Below are 21,937 nucleotides of genomic sequence, written 5' to 3'. Positions count from 1 at the left end.
GTCCGTCACTCGCCATGCCAGCCGGCATGGCACCGGATCAGTGGCCGAAATCCGCCAGCCTGCGCACCTGGTCGACATAATCGGGCGCCAGGCAATCGACCACCAGCCGCTCGGGCGTGCTGCGCAGCCAGGTCAGCTGGCGCTTGCACAGCTGGCGCGTGGCGGCGATGCCGCGCTCGCGCATGGCGGCAAAGTCGGCCTCGCCATCCAGGTATTCCCACACCTGCCGGTAACCGACGCAGCGGATCGACGGCAGCCCCGGATGCAGGTCGCCGCGCGCGCGCAGACGCTCGACCTCGCCGATAAAGCCTTGCGCCAGCATGGCGTCATAGCGCCGGGCGATGCGGTCATGCAGCGCCAGCCGGTCCGACGGCTCGAGCGCGATCACGCGGTAGCGCTGGTCGGCCGCGCCGGAAAAGGTGCGGCCCTCGGCCTGGCGCGCCAGCAGCGCCGACATCGGCTGGCCGGACAGCCGGTGGATCTCCAGGGCGCGCTGGATGCGCTGCGCATCATTGGGTGCGAGCCGCGCCGCGGTGACCGGGTCGACCTCTGCCAGCATCGCATGCAGGGCCGGCCAGCCGCGCTCGGCGGCGAGCTGGTCCAGCTCGGCGCGCAGCGCGGCGTCGGCCTGCGGCAGGTCGTTGAGACCCTGCGTCAGCGCCTTGTAATAGAGCATGGTGCCGCCGACGATCAGCGGCACGTGGCCACGCGCCCGGATTTGCGCGACCAGCCGTTCGGCGTCGGCGACAAACTGCGCGGCCGAGTAGCTGTCGGCCGGGTCGATGATGTCGATCAGGTGATGCGGCGCCACGGCCAGTTCGTCGCGCGTGGGCTTGGCGGTGCCGATATCCATCTCGCGGTACACCAGCGCCGAGTCCAGGCTGATGATCTCCACCGGCGCGTCGGCCGCCAGCGCCAGCGCGGCGGCGGTCTTGCCCGACGCGGTAGGGCCGAGCAGGCAGACCAGGGGCGGGTGCGAGGCGGAATCGTGGGGTACGGCGGACATCGAAAACCTTGGATCAAAAGATGCGAGCGTGCTTATTGCCCGCGCAGGAACAGCCGGTCGAGCTCGGTCACGGTCAGCTGCACCCAGGTGGGCCGGCCGTGGTTGCACTGGTCGGCGCGCTCGGTCTGCTCCATCTGGCGCAGCAGCGCGTTCATTTCCTCGACCGTGAGCTTGCGGTTGGCGCGCACCGCGCTGTGGCAGGCCAGGGTCGCAAGCAGTTCGTTGCGGCGCTCGGCCAGCACGCGCGAGCCACCGTAGGCGTGCAGGTCGCGCAGCACGTCGCGCGCCAGCGCCTCGGCATCGGCCTGCTGCAGCAGCGCCGGCACCGCGCGCACCGCCAGCGTGGTGGGCGACACCGGGGCGATATCGAAGCCCAGCAGCGTCAGCGTCTGCTGGTGTTCTTCGGCGACGCCGATCTCGACCGGGCTGGCGGGCAGCGTGACCGGGAGCAGCAGCGACTGCACCGCCAGCTCGCGCGCGTCCAGGGCGGCCTTGATCTGCTCGTAGAGGATGCGCTCGTGCGCCGCGTGCATGTCGACCAGCACCAGCCCGCGCGCATTCTGCGCCAGCACGTAGATGCCGTGCAGCTGGGCAATGGCATAGCCGAGCGGGTGTTCGTCGGCAGCGCCGGTGGGGTCGGACGCCGTTGCAGCCGGCAGCCGGTCCAGCAGGCCGGGCGCATCGCCGGCGCGCGCCGCCTCGACGTCGGCCAGCCATGCCGGCGGTTGCGCCGACGCGCCGGCCCAGCCGCCGGAGGGCGTGGCGGGCGCGCCGTATGGGCGTGCCGCCGGCGCGGTGGCCTCGCGCACCATGCCCAGGTAGGCCTGGCGCGGCTGGGCGATGCCCAGCTCGGTCTGGCGGGCCGCGGAATAGTTGATCCATTGGCCCGGGCCGCCAGTGCCAGGCCGCGCTGCGGCCGCTGGCGGTACGGCGCCCGGCGGCAGCGTGAGCTCGCCGTCGGCATCGGTATGCAGGCTGTCGCCGTTGGCGCCGGCCTGGCGTGCCAGGCAGCGCTGCACCGCGTGGTAGACAAACTGGTGCACGGCGCGCGATTCGCGGAAGCGCACCTCGATCTTGGACGGATGCACGTTGACGTCGACCATCTCCGGCGGCAGGTCCAGGCACAGCACGTACGACGGGAAGCGGTCGCCGTGCAGCACGTCCTGGTAAGCGCTGCGCACCGCATGGTTGAGCAGCTTGTCGCGCACGAAGCGGCCGTTGACAAAGAAGTACTGCTGGTCCGGCCGCCCGCGCGAGGCGGTGGGCAGCCCGGCAAAGCCGTACAGGCTCAGGGTATCGGCGTGCTCGTCCAGCGCCAGCCGGGCGCGGGCGAAGTCGCTGCCCAGCACCTGCGCCGTGCGCGTGGCGACGTCGCCGGCATTCCAGTGCTCCAGCGGCTTGCCGTTGTGGTGGACCGAGATGGTCACGTCCGGCCGTGCCAGCGCCACGCGCCTGACCATCTCCAGGCAGTGGCCCAGCTCGGTTTGTTCCGTCTTGAGGAACTTTCTGCGCGCCGGCGTGTTGAAGTAGAGGTGCTGCACGTCGACGGTGGTGCCTACACCGCCGGAAGCGGGTTGCAGCGCGCCGGAGTCGGCGCTGACCTGGGTGGCATGGGCATCCGCCGCGGTGCGGCTGGTCAGCGACATCTGCGACACGGATGCGATCGAGGCCAGCGCCTCGCCGCGGAAGCCGAGGGTCAGCACCGATTCGAGTTCGTCGAGCGAGGCGATCTTGCTGGTGGCGTGCCGCATCAGCGCCACCGGCAGCTCGGCGGCGGGAATGCCGCAGCCGTTGTCGGTGATGACGATGCGCCGCACGCCGCCTTCCTCCAGGCGGATGCCGAGCTGCGTGGCGCCGGCATCGAGCGCGTTCTCCAGCAGTTCCTTGACCACCGACGCCGGGCGTTCGACCACTTCGCCGGCGGCGATCTGGCTGATGAGCTGGTCCGGCAGCGGCCGGATCGGGCGCGGCTGCTGGGTGGTGCGCAAGGCAGTGCTGGAAGGGGAGGCTGGCATCCGGCGATTATACGTGGACGTTCCCCCACGCAGACGGGTTGCCGAGGTGGGGGAAAGGCGCCGCCGCTCTTGTATGATTCAGGCGATGGCGGCGTGGATCCGGGATCGCGCCGCATGGGAATAAACCGTCAAACCACCACACGGGGAACGACTTGGATCTCGCTTTGCAGCTCATCGACATGCTGGTGCATGTCGACAAATACCTCGGCACGGTCATCGACCAGTACGGCCACTGGGTCTATGCCATCCTGTTCCTGATCGTTTTTGCCGAGACCGGGCTGGTGGTGCTGCCGTTCCTGCCGGGCGACTCGCTGCTGTTTATCGCCGGCGCCTTCTGCGCGACCGGAGCCATGAACGAATGGGTGCTGATCGGCCTGCTGCTGGTGGCGGCCATTTCCGGCAATACCGTCAACTATATGGTGGGCAACTGGATCGGGCCCAAGGTGTTCGACCACCAGTGGCGCTTCCTGGACCAGGATGCCTTGCGCCGCACCCATGACTTCTATGAGCGGCACGGCGGCAAGACGCTGGTGATGGCGCGCTTCGTGCCGATCGTGCGCACCTTCGCGCCGTTCGTGGCCGGGGTGTCGCAGATGACCTTCGCGCGCTTCCAGATGTTCAACGTGATCGGTGCCGTGGCATGGGTGGTCGGCCTGGTCTTTGCCGGCTACTTCTTCGGCAACCTGCCGTTCATCCGCCAGTACCTGAACCTGATCGTGCTGGCCGGCATCGGCGCGGCGGTGGTGCCGCTGGTGCTGGGAGGGCTGTGGAAGCTGGTGCGCGGCAACCGCCGCCGGCCTACGCGCGTCGAGCGCTGAGCCGCCCCGGTTGAGCAGCCTCAGCTGAGGCTGCGGCTCATCATCCGCAGCGCGGGCATGCGCTCGCGGATCTGGCCGATATCGGCGGCGTCCGGGCGGGCCTGGACATAGGCTTCCAGGTCGGCGAGCGCGGGGCGGAAGCACTCCAGGTTGGCATAGGCCAGGCCCCGGTCGCGCACTTCCTCGATCGAACCCGGCAGCAGGATCACCAGCCGGTTCTGCACCGCCAGCAGCCGCTGCCAGCGCGATTCCTGCAGATAGATCGCCTTCAGGTTGCGCAGCATGCGCGCGATGATCTCGCGGTGGCTGGCCGCGCGCAGGAACAGGCCCAGCGGCACCTGGCTGGCATCGCTGATGCCCTCGCGCTCCAGGTACGGGTCCAGCATTTCCTGCAACTGTTCCTTCGACAGGGTCTCGCCGGTGAGCGGGTCCAGTATCACCTCGCCGGCCGGGATCGTCATGCGCAGCAGGAAATGGTTGGGAAACGACACCCCCTTGAGCGGCAGGCCGATCTGCTGGCCCAGTTCCATATGCAGCACCGCGAGCGAGATCGGGATGCCGCGGCGCTGGCGCAGCACCACGTTCAGGTAGGAGTTGTCGGGGTCGTAGTAGTCGTTCGCGTTGGCGCCGAAGCCCAGATCGCGATAGAAGAAATGGTTCAGCAGCCGCAGCCGCTGGATCGCGGGGGTGCCTTCGGCAATCCGGCGCTTCAGCCGCAGCGCCAGCACGTCCAGCGCCGCCAGTTCGCCCTGCAGGTCCAGGTCGGGATAGGCATCCTGCGCGATGGAGAGCGCGGTCTCGGTCAGCGGGATGCCGTTTTCGTCGGCCACGAGGCTGGCGAAATAATCCAGGACTTTGGTCGATGTCATGTCGGTTTCCCGGTGCAGCCGCCGGCACCGCGCGCAGCGTGGGTCACCAATGCCAGGCGCTCAGCCGGCAATGGCAGTTGCCGCTGACCCATCAGCCGGCCCGGCGCCTGAAGGCAGAGTAGCGCAGTCCCATGAGCCACAGTGTACCGAAGTAGACCACCGCTGCAAGTACCAGGCACGAAGCCAGCAGCGCGATCCGCAGCAGCGGCGTCGCCCCCAGGCCGATCCAGTCGAAGTTGCGCGCGAACCAGAGCAGCATGCCCGACAGCAGCAGCACCGAAGCGCTCAGCTGCGCGAGGAACAGCCACCAGCCCGGCGCCGGCCGGTACAGGCCGCGCCGGCGCAGGCCGTAGAACAGCAGCAGCGCGTTGAGCGTGGCCCCGGCGCTGATCGACAGCGCCAGCCCGGCATGGCCGATCCAGGGCACGAAGGCCACGTTGCAGGCCTGCGTGATCACCAGCACCAGCAGCGCGATCTTGACCGGCGTGCGGATATCCTGCCGCGCATAGAAGCCCGGCGCGAGGATCTTGATCGAAATCAGCCCCATCAGGCCCACGCCGTAAGAGACCAGCGCCTGGCGCGTCATCTCGACCGCATGGGCGTCGAACTTGCCGTAGTTGAACAGCACCGCGGTCAGCGGCGCGCCGAACACGAACAGCCCGACCGCGCACGGCACGGCCAGCAGGAAGGTCAGGCGCAGGCCCCAGTCGAGCAGGCTCGAATACTCGGCGTGGTCGCCCGAGGCGTTGGCCCTGGACAGGCTGGGCAGCAGGATCGTCCCCAGCGCCACGCCCAGCAGCGCGGTCGGGAATTCCATCAGGCGGTCGGCATAGGTCAGGTACGAGACGCTGCCCGCCGCCAGCCGCGAGGCGATATTGGTGTTGATGATCTGGCTGACCTGCGCCACCGACACCGCCAGCAGCGCCGGCCCCATCTGGCGCAGGATGCGGCGCACGCCCGGATCCGACCACGCCGCGCGCAGGTTGAAGCGGATGCGCGGCATCACCCCCAGGCGCCGCAGCGCCGGCACCTGGATCGCCAGCTGCAGCACGCCGCCGATCAGCACGCCCCAGGCCTGCGCGTAGATCGGCTGCTGCATGTGGGGACCGACGAACAGCGCCGCCACGATCAGGGACAGGTTGAGCAGCACCGGCGTAAAGGCCGGCACCGCGAACTTGCGCCAGGTATTGAGGATGCCCGACGCCAGCGCCACCAGCGAGATCAGCCCGATATACGGGAACATCACCCGCGTCATGAACACGGCCGCGGTATAGGTATCGGCCTGCCCGCGAAAACCCGTGGCGACCACCGTCATCACCAGCGGCGCGCCGATCACGCCCAGCAGCGACACGGCCATCAGCACCCAGGTCATCACGGTGGCGACGGCATCGATCAGGGCCTTGGTCGGAGCATCGCCGCGCTTGGTATGGTATTCGCCCAGGATCGGCACGAAGGCCTGTGAAAACGCGCCTTCGCCGAAGATGCGGCGCAGCAGGTTGGGGATGCGGAAGGCCACGTTGAACGCGTCGGTCATGTCCGACGCGCCGAAGGCGCGGGCGATCAGGATCTCGCGCACCAGGCCGGTGACGCGCGAGAGCATCGTCAGGCTGCTGATGGTGGCGAGCGCTTTGAGCAGGTTCAAGGTGCGGACGAGTGCGGGACGGGTGGGCCGGTGCCGGCGGCACCGCGGGCTCTTTGAGACGCGGTCCGGGCAGTAAAGTTGCCGGCGCGCCACGTGGCCCGGCACAATGTGGCGCTTATTATACGGATCACGCCGCGTGGCCCGGCCTGCGCCGGCAAAGTCCCGGCGGTCTTGTCACATGCTCCGGCATCTGTGTATAATTGCCGATTCACAAGGACAGTTGCGTTCCGGATTCGTGTGTCAGTGCATCCCGGGTCGCTCGATATGACTTAATTGTTGTGTCCCCCGCGGCACGCATCTGAATTCAGGATATTTTTTACATGGCAAATTCCGCACAAGCCCGCAAGCGCGCCCGCCAGGCCGTTGCCCAGAACGCTCACAACTCCAGCCTGCGTTCGCGTCTGCGCACCGCCGTCAAGGCCGTCCGCAAGGCCATCGACGCTGGCGACAAGGCCGCTGCCGCCGAGATCTTCAAGAACTCGCAAGCCGTGATCGACAGCATCGCCGACAAGAAGATCGTGCACAAGAACAAGGCTGCACGTCACAAGTCGCGCCTGTCGGCCGCCATCAAGGCCATGGCTGTCTGATAGCTGCCAGGGCCGCCGTCGCGGCCCAGCAGAGGCGGGTGCCCCCGGGCATGCCGCCAACAACAAAAAAGCTCGTCATCCGACGAGCTTTTTTGCTTTCCGGCGCCGCGCCGCCGGGCTTACTCGAGCGAGCAGGCTTCCACCAGTTGCAGGTTGTTGTCCCGGGCGAAATTCAGCACGAAGTCCAGCGCCTTGGGTTCGATGTCACGCAGGCGCACGTCCACCACCACGCATTTGACGTTGCCGGCAAAGATCGGCCGCACGTACGGCGAGTACGTCAGGCGCGGGTCGCCGCTGTCGCCCTCGGGGCGGAACTGCGCCATCACGCCGCACAGTCGTTCAGCCCAGTCGCTCGGGCGGAAGGTCTTGCCTTCCTTGGTAATGCCTTGGATAAAGTATTCGCGAACGTTGGGGTTCATGAGGCTGGACACTGCGGGTGAGGCGGATGACTCGACGGTAAGCCCGCTGGACGGGGCGCCCGTTTGACGCGGCCGGGGCGCGATTGGTTCGCGCTGGTTCCAGCCGGAAGGCGGGGCGTCGGTGTCCTGCAGGGGCACTTTTGATGCCGGCGGCGGGCACTGGCATGGGTATGCCGGGCCCCGCGTGAATCAGCCAGTATTATATCTTATATAAGAGTTGCGCATAAGGACGAAATCCTGTCAGGAAGCTGTCAGCGCAACCGTGCGGCAGGCCGCGGCCGGGTTGATACGGGCTCGCCAAAGCAGAAATAATCCCTTATGATCCTTGCAGTTAAATTGCGTATGCGACGCGAAAGGCGGCTCCGCGACGCGCTTCGGTCATGAACAGTTTGAAAGAACAGTTCGTGACGGCGTGTCCCCACCGAGCCGCCTTCTTTGTTTTATGAGCTCAACCCCGATCAAGCATTACCTCCAGTTCAGCGACTTCACTCCCGACGAGTACGAGTACCTGCTGGACCGCGCGCGGATCCTGAAGGCCAAGTTCAAGAACTACGAGACCTGGCACCCGCTGCACGACCGCACGCTGGCCATGATCTTCGAAAAGAATTCCACGCGTACGCGCCTGTCGTTCGAAGCCGGCATCCACCAGCTCGGCGGCCACGCGGTGTTCCTGAACACGCGCGACTCGCAGCTGGGCCGTGGCGAGCCGATCGAGGATGCGGCGCAGGTGATCTCGCGCATGGTCGACATCATCATGATCCGCACCTTCGGCCAGGACATCATCGACCGCTTTGCCGCGCATTCGCGCGTGCCGGTGATTAACGGCCTGACCAACGAATACCATCCCTGCCAGGTGCTGGCGGACGTCTTCACCTATATCGAGCAGCGCGGCAGCATTCGCGGCAAGACGGTGGCGTGGATTGGCGATGCCAATAACATGGCGTACACCTGGATCCAGGCCGCCGAGCGCCTGGGCTTTACCTTCCATTTCTCGGCGCCGCCGGGTTACCAGCTGGATCCGGCCATGGTGCCGGCGTCCGCTGCCGGGCTGGTCAAGGTCTTCGACGACCCGCTCGCGGCCTGCCAGGGCGCTAGCCTCGTCACCACCGACGTGTGGACCAGCATGGGCTTCGAGGCCGAGAACGATGCTCGCAAGCGCGCCTTCAAGGACTGGATGGTCACCACCGCGATGATGGACCGCGCCGAGCCCGACGCGCTGTTCATGCATTGCCTGCCGGCGCACCGCGGCGAGGAAGTCGAGGCCGCCGTGATCGACGGCCCCAAGAGCGTGGTCTGGGACGAGGCAGAGAACCGCCTGCACGTGCAGAAGGCGCTGATGGAATACCTGCTCTGCGGCCGCTACTGAGCGCGCCCGGGGTGAACAGGAGAGGGGCCGTTGCGGCCCCTCTTTTTTACGTCATTCGCAAGACACTCAAGGAGATGGAAGTGAGCCAGTTCGACAACGTATCGGTCGTCAAGAAAGCCAACCTGTATTTCGACGGCAAGTGCGTGAGCCACACCGTGCTGTTCCCGGACGGCACCCGCAAGACGCTGGGCGTGATTTTCCCGGCGTCACTGACATTCAATACCGGCGCGCCGGAAATCATGGAAATCAACGCGGGCAGCTGCCGCGTGCGCCTGGCCGGATCGGAAGACTGGCAGACCTACGGCGCCGGCCAGCAGTTCAGCGTGCCGGGCAACAGCAGCTTCGATATCGAAGTGCAGGAGACGCTGGACTACGTCTGTCACTTCGAGTGACAGGCTGCGGGCCAGCCGTGGGTGGCCCGCGGCGTTACAGCACCACCGGTTCGGGCTCGATGCGCACGCCGTAGCGCGCCTGCACGGTATCGGCGATGCGGTTGGCCAGCGCCAGCAGCATCGCGCCGGTGCCGCCGCCATGGTGCACCAGCACCAGGGCCTGCTTGCCATAGACGCCCACCGGGCCGTCGCTCAGGCCCTTGAAGCCGCAGCGGTCGATCAGCCAGCCGGCGGCCAGCTTGTACGTGCCATCCGGCTGCGCATAGCTGACCAAATCCGGATGCGCCTGCAGCAAGGCATCGCGCTGCGCGGCGCTGACCAGCGGATTCTTGAAGAAGCTGCCGGCATTGCCCAGCTGCGCGGGGTCGGGCAGCTTGCGCGAGCGGATCGCGACCACGGCGTCGCGGATGGCGGCTGCGTCCGGCGCGGCCTGGCCGTCCAGTTCGCGCGCCAGTTCGCCGTAGGACAGCACCGGTTGCCATGCCCTGGGCAGGCGCAGCGTGACCGCGGTAATGATGTAGCGCCCTGCGCCGGCACGCTTGAACACGCTGTCGCGGTAGCCGAACTCGCAGGCTTGCTGATCGAGCCAGACGAAGGTGCCGGCCTGCCGGTCATAGGCACGCACGCCGGCAAAGCGCTCGCGCAGTTCCACGCCATAGGCGCCGATGTTCTGGATCGGGGCTGCACCGGCGGTGCCCGGGATCAGCGCCAGGTTTTCCAGCCCGGGCATGCCGTCGGCGACGGTGCGGTTGACCAGCGCGTTCCAGTTCTCGCCCGCGCCGGCGGTCACCAGCCACGCTTCGCCGCCCGCGCTGGTGGCTTCGACCTGGTAGCCGGGGATTTCCATCAGCAGCACCAGCGCGTCGAGATCGCCGGTCAGCACGACATTGCTGCCACCACCCAGCACCACCAGTGGCAGGCCTTCGGCGCGCGGGTCGGCCAGGGCCGTGACCAGGTCGGCCTCGCTGCGCACGGGCACTGCAAAGCGGGCGCGCGCATCGAATCCGAATGTATTGTGGCGACGCAGGGGATAGAATTCGTGGAAATCTGCCATGCAAGGGAAAGGTGACGCGGCCGCCGCTGGTGTGCGCGACCCGGAACTGCGAGGTAGGCTGGATTATACGGAAGGCGCCGTGCGCGGCTGGCTTCCGGGCATACGGATCACAAGGAGAATGCAATGCCGTCGTTTGACGTAGTGTGCGAAGCGAATATGGTCGAGGTGAAGAACGCCGTCGAGCAAGCAAACAAGGAAATCTCGACGCGCTTCGATTTCAAGGGCTCCGACGCCCGGGTCGAGCACAAGGACAACGAACTGACCGCCTTTGCCGACGATGATTTCAAGCTGGACCAGGTCAAGGACGTGCTGATCAGCAAGATGGCCAAGCGCAATGTCGACGTGCGCTTCCTGGATTACGGCAAGACCGAGAAGATCAGCGGCGACAAGGTCAAGCAGGTGATCACCATCAAGAAGGGCGTGACCGGCGACCTGTCCAAGAAGATCGTGCGCATGATCAAGGACAGCAAGATCAAGGTTCAGGCCAGCATCCAGGGCGACACGGTGCGGGTGTCGGGCACCAAGCGCGACGACCTGCAGAACGTGATCGCCATGCTGCGCAAGGATGTGTCCGAGGCACCGCTGGACTTCAACAACTTCCGCGACTGAGCAGCCTCCGCGCCGGCTTCCGTGCCGGCGCCGCGCGCAGCCGCCCCTCAGCGCGGCTGCGGCAATCCCCCGATCTTCGCGCCCGCCTTGATGCCCTTCTGCGCGAACCAGCCCTGATTCATTTCCAGCGCATAGCGGACGGCCGCCTTCGGGCAATGGTTGTTTTCGGTGCGCGGCGCCATGTCTTCGATATTGACGATGGTGCCGTCGTCGGCGAGGAACGCAATCGACAGTGGCAGCTCGGTATTGCGCATCCAGAAGCAGTGGCCCGCCTTCTGCTCGAACACAAACAGCATGCCGGAATTCGGCGCCATCGATTTCCGGTACATCAGGCCTTGCTCGCGGGCCGCGGGGGTGGCGGCGACTTCGGCCTGAATTGCATACATGCCCGCGGTCAGCGGCGCCACCGGCAGCGCGCCTTGGGCGTTGGCAACGCCGGCCGCCAGTGTGGCAAGCAGCAAGCAGCAGCGTGAGGTCAGGGTCTTCGACAACAGGGGCATGATGGTCAGTCCGGGAAGGCTCGGCGTCGGGCAGCCGCAAGCATAACGCAGGTCGCACGCGTGGCACGCCGCGCGCGGTGCAACCGGCCCCAAACAAAAAAGGCAGGCGCCCTGGTGGCGGCCTGCCTTTCTTTCTGATGCCGGCGCACGGCCCGGCAGTGGCGCCAGCCGTGGTTACGCGGCCGGGGCTGCGGCAGCAGCGGTTTCCTTCTTCTTGCTGTGCTTCTTGTGGGTGGCCTTCTTCTTGGCGGTCTTCTTCGGGGCTTCCTTGGTGGCCGCGGCCGCGGGCGTGGCCGGCTCGGCAGGCGCAGCGGCCTGGGCGAAGGCGCCGGTGGCGAACAGGCCGACAACCAGTGCAGCGATCAGTTTTTTCATGGCGTATTACCTCGAAGGATAAAAGCAGTCGGGAAAGTGGTGACGCGTGGTTGGACGTGTCCCCGACAAGAACGAGGCCGCTGTTGGCAGCGTTGACGGTCGATCTGTTATTTTTTGTAACGCAAGCGCCGCTTGGTGTCGTTCGCCTGTCTGGTCTTTGAGACATTAGTGCGCGGGGCTGGCGCCGCCCGTCCCGTGGTTGTCGACAGCGCAATGACTGACTCCGCGAGCGGCACTTCGCAGCTTTGGCCGGGCGCGAGGCCGAGCGCGCGCAGGTCGAGCGCGCCGATCCCCACGCGGATCAGCCGCAGCGTGGGGAAGCCCACCGCCGCCGTCATGCGCCGTACCTGTCGGTTCTTGCCTTCCCGGATCTTCAGTTCCAGCCACGCCGTCGGGATGGCGGCGCGGAAGCGCACCGGCGGATGGCGCGGCCAGAGCCAGTCGGGGGCTTCGATGGCGCGCACCGTCGCTGGTTGGGTCACGAAGTCGCCAAGATCGACCCCGGCGCGCAGGCGGGCGAGGGCGTTCGCGTCGGGAATGCCTTCGACCTGCGCCAGATAGGTCTTCTCGAGCTTGTGGCGCGGGTTGGCGATGCGCGCCTGCAGCGCGCCATCGTCAGTCAGCAGCAGCAAGCCCTCGCTGTCGGCATCGAGCCGGCCGGCCGGATAGACGCCCGGCACCGACACGCACGACGCCAGGGTGGGCCGGGTCGGGTGTTCCGAGAACTGGCTCATGGTGCCAAACGGCTTGTTCAGGGCGATCAGGGTCATGGGGCGCAAGTATGCCGCAGCAGCGCGCGGCCGGCGCGGATCGGGGTCCGGCCCGATTGGCGGATGATGAAAAATTGCTGCATAATATAAAATTAGTCTTGTGTCTTATATAAGACTGAAGCCGATCAGGCATGGCGCCGGCATGATGCACGGCAGTATGGGCGTGGCATCCAGGCCCGCTACAATGCCAGCGCCATCTCCCCGAATCTCGCCGTCCGGCCACGAACCGGCGGCAGTCACAACCGTTCCGTAACTGGAGACGTCATGTACCAACACATCAAGGTTCCGGCAGGCGAAAAGATCACGGTCAACCAGGACTTTTCGCTCAATGTCCCGGACAACCCGATCATTCCTTATATCGAAGGCGACGGTACGGGCCTCGATATCACCCCGGTGATGATCAAGGTGGTCGACGCGGCCGTGGCCAAGGCCTACGGCGGCAAGCGCAAGATTGCCTGGATGGAGATCTACGCCGGCGAGAAGTCGACCAAGGTCTACGGCCCGGACGTGTGGCTGCCGGATGAAACCCTGGACGTGCTGAAGGAATATGTGGTGTCGATCAAGGGGCCGCTGACCACGCCGGTCGGCGGCGGCATCCGCTCGCTCAACGTGGCGCTGCGCCAGCAGCTGGACCTCTATGTCTGCCTGCGCCCGGTACGCTACTTCAAGGGCGTGCCCTCGCCGGTGCGCGAGCCGGAAAAGACCGATATGGTGATCTTCCGCGAGAACTCGGAAGACATTTACGCCGGCATTGAATGGGCCGCCGAGAGCGACCAGGCCAAGAAGCTGATCGCCTTCCTGCAGAACGAGATGGGCGTAAAGAAGATCCGCTTCCCGGCGACCTCGGGCATCGGCGTCAAGCCGGTGTCGCGCGAGGGCACCGAGCGGCTGGTGCGCAAGGCGATCCAGTACGCGATCGACAACGACAAGCCGTCGGTGACGCTGGTGCACAAGGGCAACATCATGAAGTTCACCGAAGGTGGCTTCCGCGACTGGGGCTATGAGCTGGCACAGAAGGAATTCGGCGCCGAACTGGTCGACGGCGGCCCGTGGTGCAAGTTCAAGAACCCGAAGACCGGCAAGGACATCGTCGTCAAGGACGCCATCGCCGACGCCTTCCTGCAGCAGATCCTGCTGCGCCCGGCCGAATACTCGGTGATCGCCACGCTGAACCTGAACGGCGACTACATCTCTGACGCGCTGGCGGCGCAGGTTGGTGGCATCGGCATCGCGCCGGGCGCCAATATGTCGGATTCGGTGGCCATGTTCGAAGCTACCCACGGCACCGCGCCGAAGTACGCCGGCAAGGATTACGTCAACCCGGGCTCGGAAATCCTGTCGGCGGAAATGATGCTGCGCCACATGGGCTGGACCGAAGCCGCCGACCTGATCATCGCGTCGATGGAGAAGTCGATCCTGTCCAAGAAGGTCACTTACGATTTCGCCCGGCTGCTGGAAGGCGCGACGCAGGTGTCGTGCTCGGGCTTTGGTCAGGTGATGATCGACAATATGTAAGCACAGACTCCCGCCAAGACGGGCGAGCTGTCAACAAGACCCCGGTACCGGATCCCCGGAACCGGGGTTTTTTCTTGCCGCTCGCCGTTGCGTTGGCTAGAACGTCAGGACTGACTGACGGGCATCCGGCCCGGGGGAGACTGGCATGGACGATCCCTTCCGCCGCACCGCCTTCGGCGCGGCCCTGTTCTACAAGGATCCGCTGGCGGCGCTGGACTGGCTGGAGCGGGCATTCGGGTTCGAGCGGGTCATGGTGATCCGCGACCAGCAAGGGCAGCTGGTGCATTCCGAAATGCGATTCGCCGACAGCTACCTGATGGTGGGCAGCGAGTGGGCCGACTTTACCGCCAGCCCGGCATCGGTCGGGGGCAAGAACACCCAGACCGTGCACGTGCATCTGCCCGACGGGCTCGACCAGCATTGCGAGCGGGCCCGGGCCGCCGGCGCCGTGATCCTGCGCGAGCCGCAGGACGAGTTCTATGGCGACCGCACCTACACCGCCCGCGATGCCGAGGGCCATGTCTGGACCTTCGGCCAGACTGTGCGCAAGGTCACCAAGGAGGAGGCCGAACAGGCCAGCGGGCTGAAGATCGAAGGCTGGACCTGAGCCGGCGCGAGCGGGCGGGGCAAGTAAGGCCGGCCCAAAAACCTGAAAGCCCGGCGCCAGGCCGGGCTTTCGACGGGGTGTGCGTGCCGCTGATGCGAGCCGGTGCCCGCCGCGCCGCCCCTGGCGGCCAGCGGGGCGCTGGCATCGGTCCCGTCCCGGGGGAATCCCCCCACACCCTGGTCGACCGCTCCGGTGGCTCTGCGGCCGGGGATGCGGTCGCGGCGCGCTTTAGCTGGCGTCCTGGATATTGGTGGCCTGCTTGCCCTTAGGGCCCTGGACCACCTCGAACGAGACGCGCTGGCCTTCCTTCAGCGTCTTGAAGCCCGCCATCTGGATAGCCGAAAAGTGCGCAAACAGTTCTTCTTCGCCCTCGTCCGGCTTGATGAACCCGAATCCCTTGGCGTCATTGAACCATTTGACGATACCGCTTGCCATATACTCCCCCAACGAAATAGCAGATTTTCAAGCGGGGAAGCTTGCCAGCCAGACGGCACGGACTGCGGCGCCATGGCTGGCCGCGTGCTGAAATGCGGCCGGCGATGACGCGCGGCGAGGTGCTGTCGCGAGGCGGCCAGTCTGATTGCTGACTCGCCGCCGCGGGCCGTGGGCCTCCCTGCTCACGGATCACCCGCCTTGGCTGTTGCTTTGGCTCGCTGGCCTTCGGTGGGTGTGCGACCGATTTTTCTGGCAAAGGCGGAGACTGTCAAGCTGGCGGATTCCCCACTGCCAGAAGGGTGTGGCAGGAACAGGACGGCGCCTGGTGTTACCGTTGCCATGAATTGGCGGCCGCCGGCCCGGATTTTCGGTCGGTGCGGCGACGTGCCTTGCAAGGCCTTCCGCGGAACCATCCGCTCCCATTCACCACGGAAAACCGGTGGCCGGACTCTTGAATCCACCGCCTTTTCCCCAAATTGCAGAGTTGCGAGTAAGGGTTAGAATAAAGCCATGGCTACACGGCTTGCGAATGTCCCACAACGCGAAGCGGGCACCATCCTGGAGCGCAAAGAGCAGGCGCTGAAACCGCCTGCCATGTTCAAGGTGGTGCTGCTGAACGACGACTACACTCCGATGGAGTTTGTCGTGATGATCCTGCAGCAGTATTTCAGCAGGGACCGGGAAACGGCGACGCAGATCATGCTGACCGTGCACCGGGAAGGAAAGGGCGTCTGTGGTATCTACACCAGGGATATCGCGGCGACTAAGGTCGAGCTGGTGTCAACGCACGCGCGGCAGGCGGGGCACCCCCTGCAGTGCGTGATGGAGGAAGCATGATTGCGCAAGAATTGGAAGTGAGCCTGCATATGGCTTTTGTCGAAGCCCGGCAGGCACGCCACGAGTTCATTACCGTGGAGCACCTGCTGCTGGCATTGCTCGACAATCCCACGGCAGCTGAAGTCTTGCGCGCCTGCGCGGCCAATATCGAGGACCTGCGCACCAGCCTTAAGAACTTCATCGCGGACAACACGCCGGTGGTGCCGGGTACCGACGAGGTCGATACCCAGCCCACGCTGGGTTTCCAGCGCGTGATCCAGCGCGCCATCATGCACGTCCAGTCCACTTCCAACGGCAAGAAGGAAGTCACCGGCGCCAACGTGCTGGTCGCGATTTTCGGCGAGAAGGATTCGCACGCGGTCTACTACCTGCAGCAGCAGGGCGTGACGCGCCTGGACGTGGTCAATTTCATCAGCCACGGCATCCGCAAGGACCAGTCCGAGCCGGCCAAGCACGGCGAGGCGGCCGGCGAGGGCGAGGGCGGCGACGGCAAGGAAAGCCCGCTCGAGCAATACACCCAGAACCTGAACGCGCTGGCCAAGGCCGGCAAGATCGATCCGCTGATCGGCCGCGAGAGCGAAGTCGAGCGCGTGGTCCAGGTGCTGTGCCGCCGGCGCAAGAACAACCCGCTGCTGGTGGGCGAGGCCGGCGTCGGCAAGACCGCGATTGCGGAAGGCCTGGCGTGGCGCATCACCAAGAACGAGGTGCCGGACATCCTGGAAAAGGCGACGGTCTACTCGCTCGACATGGGAGCACTGCTGGCCGGCACCAAGTACCGCGGCGATTTCGAGCAGCGCCTGAAGGGCGTGCTCAAGTCGCTCAAGGACAATCCCAACGCGATCCTGTTCATCGACGAGATCCACACGCTGATCGGCGCGGGCGCCGCTTCTGGCGGGACGCTGGATGCGAGCAACCTGCTCAAGCCGGCGCTGTCGTCGGGCCAGCTCAAGTGCATCGGCGCGACCACCTTCACCGAATACCGCGGCATCTTCGAGAAGGACGCGGCGCTGTCGCGGCGCTTCCAGAAGATCGACGTGGTAGAGCCGTCGGTGGACCAGACCGTGCAGATCCTGCGCGGGCTGAAGTCGCGCTTCGAGGAGCACCATGGCGTCAAGTACGCGTCGTCGGCGCTGACTGCCGCGGCCGAGCTGTCGGCGCGCTTCATCACCGACCGCCACCTGCCGGACAAGGCCATCGACGTGATCGACGAGGCCGGCGCGGCGCAGCGCATCCTGCCGAAGTCCAAGCAGAAGAAGACCATCGGCAAGGGCGAGATCGAGGACATCGTTTCGCGCATCGCGCGCATCCCGCCGCAAAGCGTGAACCAGGACGACCGCAGCAAGCTGCAGACGCTGGAGCGCGACCTGAAGTCGGTGGTGTTCGGGCAGGATCCGGCGATCGAGGCGCTGGCCTCGGCGATCAAGATGTCGCGTGCGGGCCTGGGCAAGACCGACAAGCCGATCGGCTCGTTCCTGTTCTCGGGCCCCACCGGCGTGGGCAAGACCGAGGTCGCCAAGCAGCTGGCCTTCATCATGGGCATCGAGCTGCTGCGCTTCGACATGTCCGAATACATGGAGCGCCATGCGGTGAGCCGCCTGATCGGCGCGCCGCCGGGATACGTCGGCTTCGACCAGGGCGGCCTGCTGACCGAGGCCGTGACCAAGAAGCCGCACTGCGTGCTGCTGCTGGACGAAATCGAGAAAGCGCATCCGGATATCTTCAATATCCTGCTGCAGGTAATGGACCATGGTTCGCTGACCGACAACAACGGCCGGCGCGCCGACTTCCGCAACGTGATCATCATCATGACCACCAATGCGGGAGCGGAGACCATGAACCGCGCCACCATCGGCTTCACCAGCTCGCGCGAGCAGGGCGACGAGATGGCCGACATCAAGCGCATGTTCACGCCGGAGTTCCGCAACCGGCTGGATGCCACCATCAGCTTCCGCTCGCTCGATGAGGAAATCATCCTGCGCGTGGTCGACAAGTTCCTGATGCAGCTGGAAGAGCAGCTGCACGAGAAGAAGGTGGAAGCCAGCTTCAGCGAGAAGCTGCGCAAGTTCCTCGCGCACAAGGGCTTCGACCCGCTGATGGGCGCGCGTCCGATGCAACGCCTGATCCAGGACATGATCCGCAAGGCGCTGGCCGACGAGTTGCTGTTCGGCCGCCTGGTCTCCGGCGGCAAGGTGGTGGTGGATCTGGACGAACAGGACCAGATCAAGCTCGATTTCTCCGAGATCGAGCCCGAACCGCCCGAGGCGCCCGAGGAACAGCGCGCAGAAGCCTGAGCGATATTCGGCCGCGTTGCCAGCAACGGGGTCGATCATCGGGCAAAATAGCGGGGCGGCCAGACTGGCCGCCCCGTTCCTTTTTCCCTGCCGCCCCACGCCTCCAGCGCCCCGAAACCGAACACCCCGATGTCCTCTGCCGAACGCACGCGGCGCCGCCGCCTGCTGCTCAAGATCCTGCCGCTGGGCGCCTTGCCGGGCCCGATGCTCCATGCCACCGCCGCCAGCGCTGCCGATGGCGCCGCCAGTAATCGTCCGATCGCACTGGTGCTGCCGTTCCCGCCGGGAGGCAGCGTCGATATCGTCGCGCGCCAGCTGCAGCCCGGGCTGAAGGCAGCGCTGGGGCAGACCGTGGTGGTGGACAACAAGCCTGGCGCGGGCGGGCTGATCGCGTCGAGCACCGTGGCACGGGCCCGTCCCGACGGCAATACGCTGCTGATGGCATTCGACACGCATGCGATCAACCCGTTTGCCTACAAGCAGCTGCCCTACGACACCTTCCGCGATTTCTCGCCGATCTCGCAGCTGGTGCGCTTCCCGCTGGTGATCGCAGCCAATCCGGCGCTGCCGGCGTCGAACGTGCGCGAACTGGTGGCGCTGGCCAGGGCCAGGCATGACGGCGTGCGCTATGCGTCGTCGGGCATCGGCAGCCTGAACCAGCTCGCGGCCGAGGCGCTGGCGACCGAGGCCGGCGTGCATATGCTGCACGTGCCCTACAAGGGTGGTGGCCCGGCGGTGCAGGCGGTGCTGTCCAACGAGGTCGACATCTTCTTCAGCAGCTACGCCGCGGTGCAGGCGCACGTGGCCGCACGAACGATCAAGGTGCTGGGCGTGACCGGCACCAGCCACCTGCGCCAGTTGCCGCAGGTGCCGACGGTGGCCGAGCAGGGCCTCAAGGGCTTCGAGGCGTATTCGTGGATCGGTGTATTCGGTCCGGCCGAGCTGCCGGCGGCGACGGTGACGCGCCTGCACGGCGCGCTGGTCGAATCGCTGCGCCAGCCGCGCGTGGTCGAGGCGCTGGGCGCGCAAGGCTTCGAAATCGTCGGCGGCAGCCCGTCCGAGCTGGGCCAGCTGGTGCGCCGCGAGCATGACAAGTGGCAGGCGGTGGCGCGCAAGGCCAATATCCAGTTCGAATGAACCAGTCCGGCGCCACCGTGCGCCACGCGTCCGGGGGGATGCCGATGGCAACGCAAGCAGAAATGTTCGATCACGCCGTGGTGGTGTGCCCAGACCTCGATGCCGGCGCTCAGGCCTGGCAGCGGCTCGGCTTCACGCTGACGCCGCGCGGCTACCACACGCTGGGTTCGCAGAACCACTGCATCATGCTGCAGCGGGACTACCTCGAGCTGCTGCACGTGACCGCGCCCAGCCCCAGCCGGCAGTATTACTGGGACGCCCAGCAACGCGGCGGTGGCTGTGCGGCGATGTCGTGCAAGAGCGCCGATGCCTTCGCCACCGCGGCGCGGCTGCGCGGGGACGGCTGGCACACCTCGGAACCGATCGAATTCTCGCGTCCGGTGCGGCTGGACGATGGCAGCGAGCATCCGGCCACCTTCCGCGTGACCGCGCTCGACGACGCCCCGGGTGCGCGCTATTTCGTCTGCGAGCATCGCACGCCCGAGCTGCTGTGGCGGCCCGAATGGATGCGCCATGCCAACGGCGCGCACAGCATCGCGACCATGTTCCTGGTGGTGGCCCCGGCGCTGGTGGACGCCGCCGCGCGCGCCTATGCCGAGCTGACCGGCGGCGAGCTGACGCAGCTGAGCGAACATGTCAGCAGCCTGGCGGTCGACAATGCCACGCTGGTACTAAGCACGCCGCAGGCGCTGGCATCGGCCACCGGCAGCGCGCATATCCGTCGCGACGGGCCCGGCTATGCCGCGATCCGCTTGCGCACCAACGACCTTGCGGCGGCCCGCGCCGGCTGGCGCGAGCAGGGCGTGCCGACCCACGACCTGGGCCCGCGCGAAACCCTGGTGCCGGCCGATGTTGCCAGCGGCGTGGCCTTGCTGTTCGAGCAGCGGGGCTGAAGTGCAAACTGGCGCCCCGCGGGGCGCCAGTACTGCATGCCGAGGCCGACAACTGGTCAGGCGCCGGCCTTGGCGTGATGCACGCCGGTCGAGCCAAAGCCGCCCGCACCGCGTTCGCTGTCCTGGCTGAACTCTTCGACCGTCGAGAACACCGGCCGCAGCACCGGCACGAACATCATCTGCGCAATGCGCTCGCCCGGCTGGATCAGGATCGGCTCGGTGCCCGGCGCGTTGCGGTTCCACACGCTGACCATGATCTGGCCCTGGTAGTCGGCATCGATCACGCCGATCGAATTGCCCAGCACCAGCCCCTTCTTGTGGCCCAGCCCCGAGCGCGGCACGATGGTCGCGGCCATGTACGGATTGCCCATGTGCACGGCGATGCCGGCCGGCACCAGCTGGGCGGGCGTGCCCGGCGCGATCGCCACGGGCGCGTCGACGCAGGCGTGCAGGTCGATGGCGGCGGCCATCTCGCTCTGGTAGGCGGGCAGGCCCCATTCGTTCAGGCGCGCATCGAGCACCTTGATTTCGACGGTCGGGTTCAGAGGCTGGGTCATAAACAATCTCGGGAATACGTTGCAAAGTCAGGGCCGCGCGCGACCGGGCAGGCGCTGGCCGATGGCCGCGACCAGCTGGCGTGCCAGCGACAGCTTGTCGGCGCGCGGCAGCCGCGTCATGCCGGCGGCGTCGAACAGCACGATCTCGTTGTCGTCCAGGCCGAAGGTGTGGTGGCCGATATTGCCCACCAGCAGCGGTACGCCCTTGCGCTGGCGCTTCTGCTCGCCGTACTGCTCCAGGTTCTCGCTTTCGGCGGCAAAGCCGACGCAGTACGGCGCATCGGCGCGGGCCGCGACCGCGGCCAGGATGTCGGGGTTCTGCACGAACTGCAGCGTGGGCGTATCGGTAGCGCTGGCCTTCTTCAGCTTCTGCTGCGCGACCTCGGCGGGGCGCCAGTCCGCCACCGCGGCCACCGCGACAAAGACATCGACGCCGGGCAGCTGCGCCATCACCGCGTCATGCATCTGCTGCGCGCTGCGCACGTCGGTGCGCATCACGCCGCGCGGCGTCGGCAGGCCGGTGGGGCCGGCCACCAGCAGCACTTCGGCGCCGGCCTCGCGCGCCGCGCGCGCGATCGAGAAGCCCATCTTGCCGGACGACAGATTGGTGATGCCGCGCACCGGGTCGATCGCCTCGAAGGTCGGGCCGGCGGTGATCAGCATGCGCTTGCCTTGCAGCGGCTTGGGCTGGAAGAAGGCGATGATGTCGTCGAGCAGTTCCTCGGGCTCCAGCATGCGGCCGTCGCCGACTTCGCCGCAGGCCTGGTCGCCGCTGCCCGGGCCCAGGATCACCACGCCGTCGGCGCGCAGTTGGGCGGCGTTGCGCTGGGTGGCGGGGGCGGCCCACATCTGACGGTTCATCGCCGGCGCCACCAGCAGCGGGCAGTCGCGCGCGATGCACAGCGTGCTCAGCAGGTCGTCGCACAGGCCGTTGGCCAGCCGCGCCATGAAGTCGGTGGATGCAGGGGCGATGACAATGGCGTCGGCCTCGCGCGAGAGGTCGATATGCGCCATATTGTTCTCGATGCGCGCATCCCATTGCGACAGGAAGACCGGCCGGCCCGACAGCGCCTGCATCGTCACCGGGGTGATGAAATGCGTCGCCGCCTCGGTCATGGCCACCTGCACGGTGGCGCCGGCCTTGGTCAGGAGCCGGACCAGTTCGGCCGACTTGTAGCAGGCGATGCCGCCGGTCAGGCCGAGAACGATGTGCTTGCCGCGCAAATCCATGGTGTGGAACCTG

At 66.7% G+C, this 21,937-nt stretch carries 23 protein-coding genes; 11 read left to right on the top strand and 12 right to left on the bottom strand.

What is annotated here, in order from left to right; genetic code table 11:
* Nucleotides 1-37: 37 nt before the first annotated feature.
* Together miaA and mutL are read right to left on the bottom strand one after the other, a co-directional pair.
* Nucleotides 38-1,006, bottom strand: coding sequence for a tRNA (adenosine(37)-N6)-dimethylallyltransferase MiaA (miaA, locus tag CBM2588_RS14350; RefSeq protein ID WP_115681054.1), 969 nt, complete (start codon nucleotides 1,004-1,006; stop codon nucleotides 38-40).
* A gap of 32 nt (nucleotides 1,007-1,038) precedes the next feature.
* Entirely contained in the window at nucleotides 1,039-3,021 is a 1,983-nt protein-coding gene (gene mutL, locus CBM2588_RS14345; RefSeq protein ID WP_115681053.1) for a DNA mismatch repair endonuclease MutL, read from the bottom strand.
* Between the two features lie 164 nt (nucleotides 3,022-3,185).
* Between mutL and CBM2588_RS14340 the strand changes: the two genes are divergently transcribed.
* A complete protein-coding gene (locus CBM2588_RS14340) occupies nucleotides 3,186-3,839 on the top strand; it encodes a VTT domain-containing protein (RefSeq protein ID WP_018007966.1) in 654 nt (217 codons plus the stop codon).
* A gap of 20 nt (nucleotides 3,840-3,859) precedes the next feature.
* On the opposite strand, the gene CBM2588_RS14335 is transcribed toward CBM2588_RS14340, so the two are convergent.
* Entirely contained in the window at nucleotides 3,860-4,708 is an 849-nt protein-coding gene (locus tag CBM2588_RS14335; protein ID WP_062801644.1) for a SirB1 family protein, read from the bottom strand.
* Between the two features lie 91 nt (nucleotides 4,709-4,799).
* Nucleotides 4,800-6,350, bottom strand: a complete 1,551-nt coding sequence (gene murJ / locus CBM2588_RS14330; protein WP_115681052.1) for a murein biosynthesis integral membrane protein MurJ — start codon at nucleotides 6,348-6,350, stop codon at nucleotides 4,800-4,802.
* Between the two features lie 320 nt (nucleotides 6,351-6,670).
* Between murJ and rpsT the strand changes: the two genes are divergently transcribed.
* Entirely contained in the window at nucleotides 6,671-6,937 is a 267-nt protein-coding gene (rpsT, locus tag CBM2588_RS14325) for a 30S ribosomal protein S20 (protein WP_022536489.1), read from the top strand.
* Between the two features lie 119 nt (nucleotides 6,938-7,056).
* Here rpsT and CBM2588_RS14320 read toward each other — a convergent pair whose 3' ends face one another.
* Nucleotides 7,057-7,356 carry a DUF3579 domain-containing protein gene (locus CBM2588_RS14320; protein WP_012353767.1) on the bottom strand — a complete coding sequence of 100 codons (300 nt, stop codon included), beginning with the start codon at nucleotides 7,354-7,356 and terminating at the stop codon, nucleotides 7,057-7,059.
* Nucleotides 7,357-7,798: 442 nt separating this feature from the next.
* Between CBM2588_RS14320 and argF the strand changes: the two genes are divergently transcribed.
* Nucleotides 7,799-8,722: an ornithine carbamoyltransferase gene (gene argF, locus CBM2588_RS14315; protein WP_115681051.1), complete on the top strand. Its 924-nt coding sequence runs from the start codon at nucleotides 7,799-7,801 to the stop codon at nucleotides 8,720-8,722.
* Nucleotides 8,723-8,802: 80 nt separating this feature from the next.
* On the top strand, nucleotides 8,803-9,114 hold the full coding sequence (locus tag CBM2588_RS14310; RefSeq protein WP_115681050.1) for a pyrimidine/purine nucleoside phosphorylase: 312 nt from the start codon (nucleotides 8,803-8,805) through the stop codon (nucleotides 9,112-9,114).
* Nucleotides 9,115-9,148: 34 nt separating this feature from the next.
* Here the strand turns inward: CBM2588_RS14310 and murB are convergent, their stop codons facing one another.
* A complete protein-coding gene (murB, locus tag CBM2588_RS14305; protein WP_115681049.1) occupies nucleotides 9,149-10,168 on the bottom strand; it encodes a UDP-N-acetylmuramate dehydrogenase in 1,020 nt (339 codons plus the stop codon).
* Between the two features lie 123 nt (nucleotides 10,169-10,291).
* On the opposite strand from murB, the gene CBM2588_RS14300 reads away from it, so the two are divergent.
* Complete coding sequence (locus CBM2588_RS14300; protein ID WP_025583902.1) at nucleotides 10,292-10,777, top strand: YajQ family cyclic di-GMP-binding protein; 486 nt, start codon at nucleotides 10,292-10,294, stop codon at nucleotides 10,775-10,777.
* A gap of 47 nt (nucleotides 10,778-10,824) precedes the next feature.
* On the opposite strand, the gene CBM2588_RS14295 is transcribed toward CBM2588_RS14300, so the two are convergent.
* The 3 genes from CBM2588_RS14295 to CBM2588_RS14285 all read right to left on the bottom strand — a co-directional run bounded on the left by CBM2588_RS14295 (nucleotide 10,825) and on the right by CBM2588_RS14285 (nucleotide 12,422).
* Nucleotides 10,825-11,277: a DUF192 domain-containing protein gene (locus CBM2588_RS14295; protein WP_115681048.1), complete on the bottom strand. Its 453-nt coding sequence runs from the start codon at nucleotides 11,275-11,277 to the stop codon at nucleotides 10,825-10,827.
* Nucleotides 11,278-11,451: 174 nt separating this feature from the next.
* Complete coding sequence (locus CBM2588_RS14290; protein ID WP_115681047.1) at nucleotides 11,452-11,652, bottom strand: hypothetical protein; 201 nt, start codon at nucleotides 11,650-11,652, stop codon at nucleotides 11,452-11,454.
* Between the two features lie 107 nt (nucleotides 11,653-11,759).
* Nucleotides 11,760-12,422, bottom strand: coding sequence for a pseudouridine synthase (locus CBM2588_RS14285; RefSeq protein WP_115681046.1), 663 nt, complete (start codon nucleotides 12,420-12,422; stop codon nucleotides 11,760-11,762).
* Between the two features lie 264 nt (nucleotides 12,423-12,686).
* Here CBM2588_RS14285 and icd point away from each other — a divergent pair, with 264 nt between their 5' ends.
* Both icd and CBM2588_RS14275 read left to right on the top strand, forming a co-directional pair.
* On the top strand, nucleotides 12,687-13,937 hold the full coding sequence (gene icd, locus CBM2588_RS14280) for an NADP-dependent isocitrate dehydrogenase (protein WP_012353759.1): 1,251 nt from the start codon (nucleotides 12,687-12,689) through the stop codon (nucleotides 13,935-13,937).
* A gap of 145 nt (nucleotides 13,938-14,082) precedes the next feature.
* Nucleotides 14,083-14,544, top strand: a complete 462-nt coding sequence (locus CBM2588_RS14275; protein WP_115681045.1) for a VOC family protein — start codon at nucleotides 14,083-14,085, stop codon at nucleotides 14,542-14,544.
* Between the two features lie 228 nt (nucleotides 14,545-14,772).
* Here CBM2588_RS14275 and CBM2588_RS14270 read toward each other — a convergent pair whose 3' ends face one another.
* Entirely contained in the window at nucleotides 14,773-14,979 is a 207-nt protein-coding gene (locus CBM2588_RS14270) for a cold-shock protein (protein ID WP_012353757.1), read from the bottom strand.
* Nucleotides 14,980-15,489: 510 nt separating this feature from the next.
* Here CBM2588_RS14270 and clpS point away from each other — a divergent pair.
* The 4 genes from clpS (at nucleotide 15,490) to CBM2588_RS14250 (ending at nucleotide 20,137) form a co-directional block, all read left to right on the top strand.
* Entirely contained in the window at nucleotides 15,490-15,816 is a 327-nt protein-coding gene (gene clpS / locus CBM2588_RS14265) for an ATP-dependent Clp protease adapter ClpS (protein WP_010814998.1), read from the top strand.
* Nucleotides 15,813-18,107, top strand: coding sequence for an ATP-dependent Clp protease ATP-binding subunit ClpA (clpA, locus tag CBM2588_RS14260; protein WP_018007976.1), 2,295 nt, complete (start codon nucleotides 15,813-15,815; stop codon nucleotides 18,105-18,107). Before clpS ends, clpA begins: the two co-directional genes overlap by 4 nt.
* Nucleotides 18,108-18,236: 129 nt before the next feature.
* The gene (locus tag CBM2588_RS14255) at nucleotides 18,237-19,244 is read left to right on the top strand and encodes a tripartite tricarboxylate transporter substrate binding protein (RefSeq protein ID WP_115681044.1); all 1,008 of its coding nucleotides are present in this window, start codon (nucleotides 18,237-18,239) and stop codon (nucleotides 19,242-19,244) included.
* A 44-nt stretch (nucleotides 19,245-19,288) separates the two neighbouring features.
* A complete protein-coding gene (locus CBM2588_RS14250; RefSeq protein ID WP_115681495.1) occupies nucleotides 19,289-20,137 on the top strand; it encodes a VOC family protein in 849 nt (282 codons plus the stop codon).
* 56 nt (nucleotides 20,138-20,193) lie between these two features.
* On the opposite strand, the gene dut is transcribed toward CBM2588_RS14250, so the two are convergent.
* Together dut and coaBC are read right to left on the bottom strand one after the other, a co-directional pair.
* Nucleotides 20,194-20,694 (bottom strand): dUTP diphosphatase, encoded by a 501-nt coding sequence (gene dut, locus CBM2588_RS14245; protein ID WP_115681043.1) that lies wholly within the window; start codon nucleotides 20,692-20,694, stop codon nucleotides 20,194-20,196.
* Between the two features lie 27 nt (nucleotides 20,695-20,721).
* Entirely contained in the window at nucleotides 20,722-21,924 is a 1,203-nt protein-coding gene (gene coaBC / locus CBM2588_RS14240) for a bifunctional phosphopantothenoylcysteine decarboxylase/phosphopantothenate--cysteine ligase CoaBC (RefSeq protein ID WP_115681042.1), read from the bottom strand.
* Between the last annotated feature and the right edge of the window lie 13 nt (nucleotides 21,925-21,937).

The sequence above is a fragment of the Cupriavidus taiwanensis genome, assembly GCF_900250075.1.
GTDB classification, from domain to species: Bacteria; Pseudomonadota; Gammaproteobacteria; order Burkholderiales; family Burkholderiaceae; genus Cupriavidus; species Cupriavidus taiwanensis_C.
This window is presented reverse-complemented; position numbering and strand designations above follow the sequence as displayed.

What these genes read in the sequence shown, in the direction of transcription:
- miaA (WP_115681054.1), bottom strand. Translation starts at nt 1,006, where the DNA reads ATGTCCGCCGTACCCCACGATTCCGCCTCGCACCCGCCCCTGGTCTGC.
- mutL (WP_115681053.1), bottom strand. Translation starts at nt 3,021, where the DNA reads ATGCCAGCCTCCCCTTCCAGCACTGCCTTGCGCACCACCCAGCAGCCG.
- CBM2588_RS14335 (WP_062801644.1), bottom strand. Translation starts at nt 4,708, where the DNA reads ATGACATCGACCAAAGTCCTGGATTATTTCGCCAGCCTCGTGGCCGAC.
- rpsT (WP_022536489.1), top strand. Translation starts at nt 6,671, where the DNA reads ATGGCAAATTCCGCACAAGCCCGCAAGCGCGCCCGCCAGGCCGTTGCC.
- CBM2588_RS14320 (WP_012353767.1), bottom strand. Translation starts at nt 7,356, where the DNA reads ATGAACCCCAACGTTCGCGAATACTTTATCCAAGGCATTACCAAGGAA.
- argF (WP_115681051.1), top strand. Translation starts at nt 7,799, where the DNA reads ATGAGCTCAACCCCGATCAAGCATTACCTCCAGTTCAGCGACTTCACT.
- murB (WP_115681049.1), bottom strand. Translation starts at nt 10,168, where the DNA reads ATGGCAGATTTCCACGAATTCTATCCCCTGCGTCGCCACAATACATTC.
- CBM2588_RS14300 (WP_025583902.1), top strand. Translation starts at nt 10,292, where the DNA reads ATGCCGTCGTTTGACGTAGTGTGCGAAGCGAATATGGTCGAGGTGAAG.
- CBM2588_RS14295 (WP_115681048.1), bottom strand. Translation starts at nt 11,277, where the DNA reads ATGCCCCTGTTGTCGAAGACCCTGACCTCACGCTGCTGCTTGCTGCTT.
- CBM2588_RS14290 (WP_115681047.1), bottom strand. Translation starts at nt 11,652, where the DNA reads ATGAAAAAACTGATCGCTGCACTGGTTGTCGGCCTGTTCGCCACCGGC.
- CBM2588_RS14285 (WP_115681046.1), bottom strand. Translation starts at nt 12,422, where the DNA reads ATGACCCTGATCGCCCTGAACAAGCCGTTTGGCACCATGAGCCAGTTC.
- icd (WP_012353759.1), top strand. Translation starts at nt 12,687, where the DNA reads ATGTACCAACACATCAAGGTTCCGGCAGGCGAAAAGATCACGGTCAAC.
- CBM2588_RS14275 (WP_115681045.1), top strand. Translation starts at nt 14,083, where the DNA reads ATGGACGATCCCTTCCGCCGCACCGCCTTCGGCGCGGCCCTGTTCTAC.
- CBM2588_RS14270 (WP_012353757.1), bottom strand. Translation starts at nt 14,979, where the DNA reads ATGGCAAGCGGTATCGTCAAATGGTTCAATGACGCCAAGGGATTCGGG.
- clpS (WP_010814998.1), top strand. Translation starts at nt 15,490, where the DNA reads ATGGCTACACGGCTTGCGAATGTCCCACAACGCGAAGCGGGCACCATC.
- clpA (WP_018007976.1), top strand. Translation starts at nt 15,813, where the DNA reads ATGATTGCGCAAGAATTGGAAGTGAGCCTGCATATGGCTTTTGTCGAA.
- CBM2588_RS14255 (WP_115681044.1), top strand. Translation starts at nt 18,237, where the DNA reads ATGTCCTCTGCCGAACGCACGCGGCGCCGCCGCCTGCTGCTCAAGATC.
- CBM2588_RS14250 (WP_115681495.1), top strand. Translation starts at nt 19,289, where the DNA reads ATGGCAACGCAAGCAGAAATGTTCGATCACGCCGTGGTGGTGTGCCCA.
- dut (WP_115681043.1), bottom strand. Translation starts at nt 20,694, where the DNA reads ATGACCCAGCCTCTGAACCCGACCGTCGAAATCAAGGTGCTCGATGCG.
- coaBC (WP_115681042.1), bottom strand. Translation starts at nt 21,924, where the DNA reads ATGGATTTGCGCGGCAAGCACATCGTTCTCGGCCTGACCGGCGGCATC.